Source organism: Herbaspirillum rhizosphaerae (assembly GCF_046025915.1).
Lineage (GTDB): Bacteria > Pseudomonadota > Gammaproteobacteria > Burkholderiales > Burkholderiaceae_D > Herbaspirillum > Herbaspirillum rhizosphaerae_A.
Genome location: NZ_JAQQFR010000007.1, coordinates 222,060 through 234,879, shown reverse-complemented (window position 1 = coordinate 234,879; position 12,820 = coordinate 222,060). Strand labels below are relative to the sequence as shown.

Here is a 12,820-nt window from a genome sequence, read left to right as displayed (position 1 = left end):
CATCTGATGGAAACATCAACAAGTCGCGACAACCAGGCACTACCCTCCCGAATTTCGCAATCCACGCCTCCCGCATTGCATAAGCCGACCACCCCGGCATCGAAAGGCTCATTCCTTCGTCGTCATCTGCGTGGCGACTATTCGCTGGCACGTTCTTACTGGTTGCATACGGTGGTGTTGGCCGTGCTGCTACCAAGACTGCTTGGCGTCCTCGTGGTTCCTCTTTTTACTGACGGGCCGGCGCGATATGGTGCAGCAGCAACCGTCGTGCTGCTGTTCGCAGGATGGCTGACCTGGGGCTGGGGTGCGTGGGGAACGTGGATGTCCGCAGGCAAACACACACAGCGTGGCGGTAAGCGTCTCTGGGCCAATGTTGCCCGGATCATCCTGATATTCGGACTGATCGGTACCGTCGCCAACGCTGTCAAAATTCAGGCTGCACTGGGCGAATACCTGCGCACCGCATTGGGCAAGCAATGGGGGCCGGAGACCACGTTTGAAGTACGCGCGGACGGCCGTTCCATCCTGCTCAAGGGCGGCATCAATGACGACACCGCCGAACGCTTCGTGACGGCGCTTGATGCGGTGCCCGGTGTGCGTACGGTGGTGTTGAATTCCAGTGGCGGCTGGGTGACGCAGGGCCGCCGGCTTGCGAAGATCATTGCTGCACGTGGATTGGATACTTATGTCGAGCAGGACTGCGCCTCGGCCTGCACGATCGCCTTCCTGGCGGGCAAGAGCCGGGCGGCGGATCCGGCTGCGCGTATCGGCTTCCATGCTTTTCATTCCATGGGTGGTTTCGATGAAAAATTCGCGCAGTCCACTGACGAAAAGCTGGCCCGCGAGACCTATGGCGAGGCGGGATTGTCGCCGGCCTTCATTGACCGCATTGTCCGCACCAGCCACGATAAGGTCTGGTATCCCACTCACGATGAATTGTTGCAGGCAGGGGTACTGACGCGCACCAGTCTGGGCGGCGAGACGGCGACGTTGGCCACGGTCGCATCCACACGCGAGAAGCTCGAAGAAGAATTTAAGAAGTCCGAAGTGTTCGACGTCCTGTCCGTGAAGTATCCGGATGATTTCAATCGCATCGTTGACGGCGCCTGGAAGAAGGCGAAAGACAAGCGACCAGACAGCGAGATCGTCGCAGCGGCACGGGTAGCATTGGATCAGATGACAGGGCGGTTGCTGCCAATGGCTTCGGACAGATCGCTGATGGACTTCCAGCATCTGTTGCTGGAGCGCGCCGAAGCATTGCGACTGCAAAACAGCAAAGCCTGCGCCGCCACCTTATTTCCTGCAATACAGTCCGAATCTGCACATGCGCGCGTGTCGCTGCCGCAGGAACTCACCGACCGCGAAGCGCGTTTCACCGCCGCCATGATCCGCGACAGCAGTCCCGACAATCGAAAGACGGTCAGTAAGGAAGAGACGCAACAGACCGTCAGTTATTTGCTGGCGTCACTGACACCTGAGCAACAGCAGTTATTGCGATCACCGCAGTTGCGGGCGGCATCGCCAGCGGCAACTTGCACGATGGTGATCACCTATCTTCGTGCAATCGATACGCAGCCGGAAGTGCTTCGGAAGCGGACGTTGCGGGTGCTGTATGCGCAGCGTTGATATTGCTTACATGTTGATCGTGCTGGGCGATATGGTGTAATTGCAGAAAATCGGGACAAAAACAAGGACAGCAACGTGCATCTGATCTGGCTGGAAGACTTCATCGAACTGGCGCGCACGCGCAGTTTTTCGCGGGCGGCGGAGAACCGTTTCGTCACGCATCCGGCATTCGGCCGTCGCATCAAGGCGCTGGAACAATGGGTCGGCGCCGAGCTGGTGGTGCGTTCGCATCCGGTGTCGCTGACGGCGGCAGGGCAGTTGTTTCTCGACGCGGCAACGCATTCGACAGACGTCTTGTATGCGGCGCGGGCGCAATTGCAGGACGGCTCCAGTCCGGTGGAGCAGACTTTGCGCGTGGCAACCGGCCGTACGCTGGCGCGAACGTTTTTTCCAGACTGGTATGAGAGCATCAATCAGCGTTTTGGCCCTTTCCCTGTTTCGGTCAGCACCGGCGGCGCGCAGGAGGTGATCTTGCGACTTGGTGCAGGTGATGCCGATCTGCTGGTGATTTATTCGAGTCCGACCACGCGCTTGTTGATCGATCCGATGCGCTATGAATCGCTGACGCTGGCGCGCGAACTTCTGTTGCCGGTAGTCGCGGCTGATGCCAAGGGACGTCCTAAGTTCAAGCTGGCGTCGGCCAGCGCAGCAACGCCGACACCGTGGCTGGGTTTTTCGCAATCGTTGACGCTGCGCGGCGTGCTGGCCAAACATCTGGCCGGTTTGCCGAAGAAAATTTCCCTGCGCATGGTGTATGAAGCCGACTCCTACGAATCCATTCACGAGATGGCCCGACGCGGCGTCGGCGTAGCCTGGCTGCCGCAACGGCTGGTGCAGGAAGACGTCAACGAACGCCGTCTTTTAGTCATCGGCGAGCCGGAGATGCGCGTCAATTTCGACATCTCACTGTATCGCGTGCGCGGCAACGACAACGCGCTGGTCAACGCGATCTGGGACGGCGTGGCGTCGGACGCCATCGACAAGCCCTGATGCCTTGAGCCGCTCGTTCAAGGCACGCAACAGCAAAAAGCACAAGCTTGTGCCGAAACGGCAATAAGCAAAAAATCGCGCTCACTATACTCCCTCAAAGTTCTCGAAACGCCTTCCGGTACGTCTGGAAAGATGCTCACAAATAGAGTGCAATAGACTGCAACGCGCACCATTTTCGAACATCGTGTCAGACGCGCCTTAGCGTGCGAGCCAAATAGAATAAGCGGCGCAGACATGACTGCCATCGCAGCAATGCGCCGCACAGAGAGAGAATGGGAGTCACAGCATGTCAGTCGAACTTGAATCTTCATCAGCGTATGCCACCGCACCGCAGGCAGCCAAACGCAAGAATCCCTGGAAAGAAATCTGCGCGGCCAGTATCGGCAATGCGCTGGAGTTTTATGACCTGCTGATCTACGGCTACTTCGCCGTGGTGATCGGCAAATTGTTCTTCCCTGCGCAGGATGAAACGACCTCGCTGCTGCTGAGCGTCGGCACCTTCGGGATCTCTTTCATCGCTCGTCCGCTGGGCGCTATCGTCCTCGGTTCCTACGCCGACCGCGCCGGGCGCAAGGCTTCGCTCACGGCATCGATTCTGATCATGATGGCCGGCACGGCAATGATCGCGTTTGCGCCGACCTATGCGCAGATCGGCATCGCGTCACCATTGATCATCATCGTGGCGCGCTTGCTGCAAGGTTTCTCCACCGGTGGAGAATTCGGCGCAGCGACGGCCTTCATGGTCGAGCATGCCGACGCCAAGCGTCGCGGCTTTTTCGCCAGCTGGCAATTATCGACGCAAGGGTTGGCGACCGTGTTGGCGGCGGGCGTCAGCGCTTTGCTCAGCTACAACCTGACCGATGCACAGCTCAACGACTGGGGCTGGCGCGTAGCGTTCTGCTTCGGTTTGCTGGTGGGGCCGGTTGGTCTCTACATCCGCAGCCAGATTGATGAGACACCGGAGTTCAAGAAAATCGCCGCCGATGCGGCTGTCGCCAAGGTGGAGAAATCGCCGCTGATGATCGTGCTGGTGCGCGACCGCGTCAAGCTGCTGCTGGCCATCGGCGTGGTGGCCGGCGCTACCGGCTTCAACTACGTGCATAAGCTGTACATGCCGACTTATGCACTGAAGCAGCTGCATATTCCCGCCACCTCCTCCTTCATCGGTGCGCTGATCACCGGGCTGGTGCTGATGCTGACGGCGCCGGTGTTCGGCACTTTGTCAGATCGCTACGGCCGCTTCCGCGTGTTGACGATCGCCATGGTATCGATCGGCCTGACGTCGTATCCGTTGTTCATGCTGCTCAACACCTGGCCGACCGTAACGACGTTGATCGCAGTGCAGGGCATCGTGGGCGTGCTGATTGCGGCTTGCCTGGGGCCGATCCCGGCCATGCTGTCGGATATTTTCCCGACGCAGACACGCGGCACGGGTCTTGCACTGAGCTATAACTTCTCGGTGACATTGTTCGGCGGTTTTTCGCCGCTGATCGTGACCTGGATGATCGCTGCAACCGAGAACAAGATGGCGCCGAGTTTCTACGTCATGGCGACTGCGTTGATCAGCCTTGTGGCCGTCATCACGCTGGGCCGCCGGATGGGGCGCACCGAATAATTTTAGCTGGAGTCTTTTGCATGAAAACCCTGGAACAAGTACGCGCACAATTGAAACACTATCCGGTCGAGGTGGAGTTTCCCAACATCGACAAATGGCAGCACGGCAATACCGGCGTCGACTATGTGCACAGCATCGACAGCGGCATCGCCGGCCCGCATGTGATGATCCTTGCGCTGATGCACGGCAACGAGGTCAGCGGTGCAATCACCGTTGACCGTCTGTTGCAAGCCGGACTGAAACCGCTCAAGGGACGTATCACGCTGGGCTTTGCCAACGTTGAGGCGTATCGCCGCTTCGATGCAAATAATCCGGATGCGACCCGCTATGTCGATGAAGACATGAACCGCGTCTGGTCGTCATCGCGTCTCGACGGCGCAGAAGACAGCATCGAGCTGCGCCGTGCACGCCAGCTGCGCCCCATCATCGATACCGTCGACTACATGCTGGATCTGCATTCCATGCATGAAGAAGCGCCGCCGCTGATCGTTTGCGGTCCGCTGGACAAGGGCATCCAGTTCGCAGCGGACGTTGGTGCGCCCGAGCACGTGATCATCGACGTCGGCCATCCCAATGGCAAGCGCATGCGCGACTACGCCGGCTTCGGCGATCCGGCCAGCGCCAAGAATGCCTTGCTGATCGAAACCGGTCAGCACTTCTCCGCACGCAGCAAGGAAGTGGCGATGAACTCGGCTTGCCGTTTCATGATCGCCACCGGCGTGATGGCAGAGAACGCGTTGCGCAGCTTCATGCTGACGGGCGAACCTGCACCGCAGTGTTTCATCCGCGTGACCGAGCCGGTGGTGGCGACGTCCTATGATTTTGAATTTGCTGAAGACTATCGTGGCATGGAAATCATCGCCAAGGCAGGCACCGTCATCGCGCGTGAGGGCGAGCGCGAATTCGTCACACCGTATGACAACTGCGTCATCGTCATGCCATCGCTGCGCCAGCTCGGACCCGGTGTGACCGTGGTGCGGCTGGGGCATATCGTCGCGCGCTAGCCAAAGGTTGCGTGCGACACAAAAATTCAGGGGAGTAAGCGCATCATGGGGAAAATGAAAATCGGCAAACGGCTGGCATTGGGATTTGCCGTGATCATGCTGCTGTCCATCGTCATTGCGGCGATCGGCATCTGGCGCTTGCAAGTGGTCTCGGATGTTACGCGGGCGATGGTCGAGCAGTCGGCGCGCAAGGAGCGGCTGATCTCCAGCTGGTACGGCAGCTTGCGGGCAGGGATCGTGCGCACCATCGCGATTTCGCGCAGCGCCGATCCGACGCTCAAGACTTACTTCATTGATGAAGCCAAAGCCTCGACCAACAACTCCACGCGACTGCAAAAAGAGATCGGCGATTTGCTCAGCAGCGAAGAGGAGAAGGCCTTGTTCCAGAACATCGGCGAGCGCCGCAAGGTGTACCTCGCATCGCACTATCACATCCTCGATCTGAAATCAGCCGGCAACATCGAAGAAGGCAATCGCATCCTGGATCAGGAGTTCGTGCCGCTGGCAAAGAGCTATCAGGATTCCATGCTCAAGCTGCTGGAACTGGAGCAGCGCGACATCGACAAGACCACGCAGCAGATCGACGACATCGCCGCCGGCAGCCGTCGCCTGCTGCTGATCCTGGAAGGGATGGCATTGCTGCTCGGTTGCTTTTGCGCCTGGTATCTGACGGTGGGTATTACGCGTCCGATCAATATCGCGCTGGGCATCTCGCGCCGTGTTGCCGATGGCGACCTGACGACGCAGATCACTGATGTCGACGGAAAAGGTGGCAAGCGTGGCGATGAAGTCGGTCAACTACTGTCTTCGTTGAACGACATGAATGGCAGTCTGCGCAACATCGTCAGCAATGTGCGCACCGGCACGCATACGATCGCCATCGCATCGAGCGAGATCAGCACCGGCAACCACGATCTGTCGGCACGTACCGAGCAGCAGGCCAGCGCGTTGGAAGAAACTGCATCGGCGATGGAAGAATTGATTTCCACCGTGCGTCAGAATTCCGACAATGCCGACACCGCCAGCCAACTGGCTTCGGCGGCATCCGGCATTGCCGTCGAAGGCGGCGAAGTGGTCGGCCGCGTGGTGGCGACGATGACCGCCATCAATGGTTCGTCGCGCAAGATCGTCGACATCATCAGTGTGATCGACGGCATTGCCTTTCAGACCAATATCCTGGCCTTGAATGCGGCTGTCGAAGCGGCACGCGCCGGTGAGCAGGGGCGCGGATTCGCCGTGGTGGCGAGTGAAGTCCGCAGCCTGGCGCAACGCAGCGCCACCGCCGCCAAGGAAATCAAGCTGCTCATCGACGACTCCGTAAAGAAAGTCGGTGACGGCAGCGTGCTGGTGGAGCAGGCCGGCGCGACCATGGAACGCGTGGTCGACAGCGTCCGGAAGGTTGCCGAGATCGTCGGCGAAATCAGCCTCGCCAGCCGCGAGCAATCGTCCGGCATCGAGCAGGTCAACGACGCCATCAGCCAGATGGACGAGATGACTCAGCAGAATGCCGCGCTGGTGGAGCAAGCCGCAGCAGCGGCATCCTCCATGCAGACTCAGGCTGCGGCGCTGGCGCAGTTGGTGAGTGTATTTTCGCTGGATCACGCCTCCCGCTCGCCGTCGGTATTGCCTCGCTACGCTGCCGCCCGGCTGGCCTGAGCCGGGCCACCAACGAAGCCACCGCCGGAGCCACCACGGCGGATGCGGTAAAATACGGCATCGGCACAGCGCTATGCTGGCGCCGGTCCGGCTGTCGCATTGCCTCCTACGTAACAATCTGACATCTCCCTTTCTGAGCGCTTCTTGCCTCCGCTGCTGGCGGCAGGTCTGTGGAGCGCCTTTCCTGCAGGTCGTCATTGCTGTTTCGCCTTTGGTTGGTGTGCGGTGCATGTCTCTGACTTGGTCAGACTATTCGCCGGCATCAGATTACGGATAATGACCAATGAATAAAACTTCTTTTCGGGATGAGTGGCTCTCGAATCCCAAAGCCAACGTCCTCGCCGGACTGACCTCGTCCTTTGCGCTGGTGCCGGAGTGCATCGCTTTTGCACTGGTGGCGCAGCTTAATCCCCTGATGGGTTTGTATGGCGCTTTCATCATCTGCACTGTGACGGCGTTGTTCGGCGGCCGTCCAGGGATGATTTCCGGTGCGGCGGGTTCGATGGCAGTGGTGATTGTGGCGCTGGTGGTGCAGCATGGCGCGCAATACTTCCTCGCGACGGTACTGTTGAGCGGCTTGCTCATGCTGCTGTTCGGCGCCTTGCGCCTGGGCAAGCTGGTGCGCATGGTGCCGCATCCGGTGATGCTGGGCTTCGTCAATGGACTGGCCATTGTCATCGCCATGGCGCAGCTGGAACATTTCAAACAGACGACGGCGGACGGTGTGCACTGGCTGCAAGGCACGCCGCTGCTGGTGATGGTGGGGCTGGTGATCGTTACCATGCTGATCGTTTATTTGTTGCCGCGCGTGACCAGGGCGATTCCGCCGGCGCTGGCGGCCATCGTCGGCATCGGCGTGCTGAGTCAGGTGCTGCATCTGCCTACGCGCACGCTGGGCGACATGGCGCACATCGCGGGCGATCTGCCGATTTTTCATTTTCCTGAAGTGCCGTTCACGATGGAGACGCTGCGCATCATTGCGCCGTATGCCGTGCTGATGGCAATTGTCGGTCTGCTGGAAACCTTGCTGACCTTCAACCTCACCGATGATATTACCGAGACGCGCGGCCAGGCCAATCGTGAATGTCTGGCGCTGGGCGCGGCCAATGTCTTGTCCGGCGTGTTCGGCGGCATGGGCGGTTGCGCCATGATCGGCCAGACCATGATTAACCTCGGTTCGGGCGGCCGATCGCGCCTGTCCGGCGTGATCAGCGGCGTGATGATCCTGCTGTTCATCCTGTTCCTGTCGCCGTGGATCGAGCGCATTCCGCTGGCAGCATTGGTGGGCGTGATGTTCGTGGTGGCGCAGGAAACCTTTGCCTGGGGATCGCTGCGCGTTCTGGGTAAAGTGCCGCGCCATGATGCGCTGGTCATCGTGGCCGTCACCGTCATCACCGTCTTCACCGATCTGGCGGTGGCAGTGTTGTGTGGCATCGTGATTGCTGCGCTCAACTTCGCTTGGCAGCATGCGCGTGAAATCCGCGCCGACATCGTGCAAACGGATGCCGATGAAAAGACCTACCAGTTGCACGGCACGCTGTTCTTCGCATCGACCGCGCATTTCCAGGAGATGTTCGACGCGCAACGCGATCCGCATCGTGTGGTGCTCGATTGCCGTCATCTGCACCTGGCCGATCACTCGGCGATTGCCGCGCTGGAGGCGCTGTCTCAACGTTACGGCAAAGCCGGCAAGCAACTGCACATGATGCATTTGTCCAAACGCAATCAACAACTGCTGCAGCGCGCAGGCATGGATCTCAGCCAGTTGGACGTTGCCGCAGCAGGCACAGCCAGCTGATCCTGCCGGACATCACTTCGGCATCTGTTCTTCAAGGCTGGCACTGCGTGCAGCGTCATTGTTTTGATGAATGCGCACGATCCGCACACTGGCAGGTTGCGCCACTAGGGCCTGTTACCAATTAATTTGTGAGATGCGTTGCAGCCAGAAAGCGTGCTGGCAAGGCGCGTGGCGTAGCAGGTGGTGGGCCCACCTGCAAGCCATGCAATGCCGCCAGCGCGCTTTCTGGCTGCAACCCTTCCGGGAACGGCTGCAGGCGTCGTCTGCCGTTGTTGCAGCTCCTTGCCGTAGCACCGCTACGACGCGTCGCCGCGCCTAGGCAGCCAACGCCTGCCGCGCGTTCGCACTCGCAAATTAATTGGTAACAGGCCCTAGCATGCAGGTCTTGCCGGTGCGTTTGCAATGATCCTGTACCCGCCAGTACGCGCCGTGGCTCAGGCAGCCGGTCTGGCAGATCACCAGGTCGGCGGCGACGATGCTGGCTTCCAGTGCGGAGATTTCTTCCGGCTCAGCCGACTTTTTTTCTTCTGCAGACGCATTCTCTGACGGCACGTTCGCACTCGCTGGAAGAGAGATGGTCGGCCGCAATTTCTCTCGCATCAATTCCTGCAGGCGTTTGCTCAGTTCTTTCACGCGTCGCGCCAGCGTGGTACGTTGCGGCAGATCGGGGATGGCCGCTTCCAGCGCCGCACGGTCTTCATAGGCCCAGGCCAGCGCGGTGTCACGCGCGATGATCGCGGCGCGCATGCGCATGGCCTGTGACTTCAGCGCTGCAATTTCGACGGCCTGTTCCTGAATCAAGGCGCTGCAGCGCGTTTGCACGCGCGCCAGATGCGACACCAGTGTGCGTTGCTCATGCTCCAGCAGCGTGACGTCCTGATTCTGCATGTTCATGCGAACCTCCTTGTTGCCTAACGTCGTCATTGCAGGGCGGTCTCATAACGCCGCGCGACTTCCGGCCAGTTCACCACGTTGTAGAAGGCGCCGATGTATTCCGGACGGCGGTTCTGGTAGCGCAGGTAATAGGCGTGTTCCCACACGTCAAGGCCGAGGATGGGCGTATTGCCGTTCATCAGCGGGCTGTCCTGGTTGCCGCTGCTTTCCACCACCAGTTTCTTTTGCGGCGTGACGCTGAGCCATGCCCAGCCACTACCGAAGCGTGAGATCGCTGCCTTGGTGAACGCCTCCTTGAAAGCGTCGAAGCCACCCAGCTCGGCCTCAATGGCCGCCGCCAGTTTGCCGTCGGGTTTACCACCGCCATCAGGCGACATGACCTGCCAGAACAGCGAGTGATTGGCGTGGCCGCCGCCCTGATTGATGACGGCCGCCTTGATGTTGTCAGGCACTTCCTTGACGCGCGACACCAGTTCTTCAACGGTCAGTCTTTCCCACTCGGTGCCGGCGATGGCTGCATTGAGGTTGTTGATATAGGTCTGGTGATGCTTGGTGTGATGGATTTCCATCGTTTGTGAATCGATGTGCGGTTCCAGCGCGTCGTAGGCGTAAGGCAGGGCAGGCAGGCTATAGGGCATGGTTTTCTCCGGTGGTAAGTCATGGCCGGCGCAGAGGCCGGGATGAATAAGGGAGGCTGCCGGATAGGTGGCGGTATGTGCTGCTTATTTGACTGTGCTGGCTGAAACAGAGCTGGCGCTCGTGCGGTGTTGCGGCTGCGCGCGCTGAAACGTGTGGTGCGCAGGCAAGGACGAAAGACTTCGATTTTAGTTGAAAATGGGAATGCGATATCCCTACACTTCATAGGCTTTTCAGTACATTCCAGCAGACGAAAAAAAGCCGGCATGCGCCGGCTTTTCGATCGTGCTGATCTTCGCTATGCGACTAGAACCCGAGATAATCCATCTTGCCGATGACCACACCCTTGTGACGCAGGATGTCGTAGGCAGTGGTGACGTGGAACAGGAAGTTCGGCAGCACAAACGTGAGCAGATAGGCCTGGCCGGTGAACTTCGTTTCCTGGCCGCGCAGTTTGATGACGATTTCGCGTTCTTCGCTGCCGTCGAATTGCTCCGGCTTCACGGTGTCGAGGAAGGCGATGGTCTTGGCGATGCGTTCCTGCAATTGCGGGAAGGTGGTTTCTTCATCGGCAAAGCTTGGCGGCTGGATCGCTGTCAAACGCGACGTGCCAAGTTTGGCAGCGTCGCTGGCGCGCTGGACTTGTCCGATCAGCGAAAACATATCGTCATACAGACGCGTGTTCAGCAGGGTTTCCGGATCGAGCTTGTTTTCTTCTGCGTGGGCGGCGGCCTTGTTGAGCAAGGTCGACAGAATGTTCAGCGCGCGGGTGAATACAGGGATGGAAGCCTGGTACATGGTGAGCGACATAGTGACTCCTGGAAGAAATATGGCAAAGCTGCGGAAGGCACCTTGCCGGTTTTGGATAACAAATGACATCAACGGCTGCTTTTTTCTGTCGATGATAAAGACAATACGAAGCAACCGCAGGGAATAAAAAAACCGACCAGTTCAGCATGGGCTACCGAACCGGCCGGCAAGGGGACGAAACACCTCATAGCGATCCACGGTGTCATCACCGTGGACGCGCTCTTATATCCTTTGGATTCTTACATCTTGCTGCCGGCAGCGTCGTTCTTCGCCTGTGTCTCGGTCGCGGTCAGTGGGCCATGCCAACCACCGCCGAGTGCGCGGATCAGGTTAACGGTCGAGCGAGCACGCTCACCATCCAGCTGCACTGCTGCACGTTGCTGTTGCAGTACGGTGCGGTCGGCATCGATCACGTTGAAGTAGCTGACCGAGCCTTCGCGGTATTGCACATGCGACAGCTTGGCGGCGCGGTTCGAGGCCGACACTGCGTCATCTTGTGCGCGGGTCTGGTCGCCCAGAATGCGCAGGCTGGCGAGGTTGTCTTCGACTTCGCCAAAGGCCGTCAGGACGGTCTGGCGATAGTTGGCGACATCTTCTTCATACGCAGCGCGGGCACGGTTGACGCCGGCTTCGCGACGGCCACCGTCAAAGATCGGCAGTGTCAGCGCAGTACCCACCAACGGGCCGAGCAGGAAGGTGCGGCTGGACCAGTTGAACAGGTCGCCCAGCTTGGCCGATTCATAACCGAGACCACCGGTCAGATCCAGACGCGGGAACCAGGCCGAACGGGCCACGCCGACGCGGGCGTTGGCCGCAGCCATGGCGCGCTCAGCGGCAGCGATGTCGGGACGGCGTTCCAGCAGGTCGGACGGCAGGCCGGCGGGAATCGTGATCGACAAACGTTGCAGCGGTTGTGGTGCGAAGTTGAACTCGGCCGGTGTCTTGCCCAGCAAGATCGCCAGTGCGTGCTCTGCATTGGCGCGCTGACGGGCGATGCCGAAGGATTCCGATTGCGCGGAAGCCAGTTCGGACTTGGCGCGAGCAACATCGACTTCGCTGATGTCGCCTTCATCGAAGCGGCGTTGAACCAGCTTCAGCGATTGCATGCGCAGATCGACGGTACCGCTGTACAGCTCTTGCTCGGCATCCAGTTCGCGCAGCAGGAAGTATTGTTGCGCGACGTCAGCTTGCAGCGCCAGACGTACCGAATGGAACAGCGCTTCGCTGCGTTGTGCATCGGCAGTTGCTGCGTCGACAGTCGAGGCGACGCGGCCGAACAGGTCGGCTTCGTACGACACGCCCAACTGTGCACGCCAGAGGGTGGTCGGCGTGGTGTTGGCGTTCGGTGCCAGACCTTGTGAGGCTGGTGACGGACGTTGACGGGTCGCGCCGAAACCAGCGTCGATTTGCGGGAACAGACCGGAGCGTGCATCTTGGCGCAAAGCACGCGACTGGCTCAGGCGGGCGGCGGCAGCCTTCAGGTTCTGATTGGCGTCGAGCGCCTGGACTTCCAGAGCGTTGAGGCCTTCATCGTTGAAGATCTTCCACCATTCGCCGCGGGCCATGTCTTCCGCAGGTTGTGCGGTCTTCCAGTCGGAAGCTGCTTTTGCGTCTGCAGCTTCCTTGTAGGCGACCGAAGTATTCACCGCAGGGCGTTCGTAAGTCGGTGCCACCGAGCAGCCTGCCAGCACCAGCATGGCTGCCAGCAAGGCCGAACTGATCCGAAGCGGCTTGAGCAGCTTGCCGCCCAGGCCTCCGAGGTTGTTGATTGATAGTGCGTTCATTTTATTT

Annotated in this window: 10 protein-coding genes; 6 read left to right on the top strand and 4 right to left on the bottom strand. The window is 59.7% G+C overall.

Annotated elements, in window-relative coordinates; all coding sequences use genetic code 11:
* Nucleotides 1–6: 6 nt before the first annotated feature.
* The 6 genes from PQR63_RS13005 to PQR63_RS12980 all read left to right on the top strand — a co-directional run bounded on the left by PQR63_RS13005 (nt 7) and on the right by PQR63_RS12980 (nt 8,689).
* Nucleotides 7–1,626 (top strand): COG3904 family protein, encoded by a 1,620-nt coding sequence (locus PQR63_RS13005; protein WP_408168306.1) that lies wholly within the window; start codon nt 7–9, stop codon nt 1,624–1,626.
* A gap of 75 nt (nt 1,627–1,701) precedes the next feature.
* The gene (locus PQR63_RS13000) at nt 1,702–2,616 is read left to right on the top strand and encodes a LysR family transcriptional regulator (protein ID WP_408168304.1); all 915 of its coding nucleotides are present in this window, start codon (nt 1,702–1,704) and stop codon (nt 2,614–2,616) included.
* A gap of 286 nt (nt 2,617–2,902) precedes the next feature.
* The gene (locus tag PQR63_RS12995) at nt 2,903–4,231 is read left to right on the top strand and encodes an MFS transporter (RefSeq protein ID WP_408168303.1); all 1,329 of its coding nucleotides are present in this window, start codon (nt 2,903–2,905) and stop codon (nt 4,229–4,231) included.
* A 20-nt stretch (nt 4,232–4,251) separates the two neighbouring features.
* On the top strand, nt 4,252–5,235 hold the full coding sequence (locus PQR63_RS12990; RefSeq protein WP_408168302.1) for a M14 family metallopeptidase: 984 nt from the start codon (nt 4,252–4,254) through the stop codon (nt 5,233–5,235).
* Nucleotides 5,236–5,280: 45 nt separating this feature from the next.
* On the top strand, nt 5,281–6,891 hold the full coding sequence (locus PQR63_RS12985; RefSeq protein ID WP_408168301.1) for a methyl-accepting chemotaxis protein: 1,611 nt from the start codon (nt 5,281–5,283) through the stop codon (nt 6,889–6,891).
* Nucleotides 6,892–7,174: 283 nt separating this feature from the next.
* Nucleotides 7,175–8,689, top strand: a complete 1,515-nt coding sequence (locus PQR63_RS12980; protein WP_408168300.1) for a SulP family inorganic anion transporter — start codon at nt 7,175–7,177, stop codon at nt 8,687–8,689.
* Between the two features lie 354 nt (nt 8,690–9,043).
* Here the strand turns inward: PQR63_RS12980 and PQR63_RS12975 are convergent, their stop codons facing one another.
* From PQR63_RS12975 to PQR63_RS12960, 4 genes are all read right to left on the bottom strand, one after another.
* Entirely contained in the window at nt 9,044–9,583 is a 540-nt protein-coding gene (locus PQR63_RS12975; protein WP_408168299.1) for a DUF2325 domain-containing protein, read from the bottom strand.
* A gap of 26 nt (nt 9,584–9,609) precedes the next feature.
* On the bottom strand, nt 9,610–10,221 hold the full coding sequence (locus tag PQR63_RS12970; protein ID WP_408168298.1) for a superoxide dismutase: 612 nt from the start codon (nt 10,219–10,221) through the stop codon (nt 9,610–9,612).
* Nucleotides 10,222–10,525: 304 nt separating this feature from the next.
* Nucleotides 10,526–11,029, bottom strand: a complete 504-nt coding sequence (locus tag PQR63_RS12965; RefSeq protein WP_408168297.1) for a DUF1993 domain-containing protein — start codon at nt 11,027–11,029, stop codon at nt 10,526–10,528.
* Nucleotides 11,030–11,268: 239 nt separating this feature from the next.
* Nucleotides 11,269–12,813, bottom strand: a complete 1,545-nt coding sequence (locus PQR63_RS12960; protein ID WP_408168296.1) for an efflux transporter outer membrane subunit — start codon at nt 12,811–12,813, stop codon at nt 11,269–11,271.
* Nucleotides 12,814–12,820 lie beyond the last annotated feature (7 nt).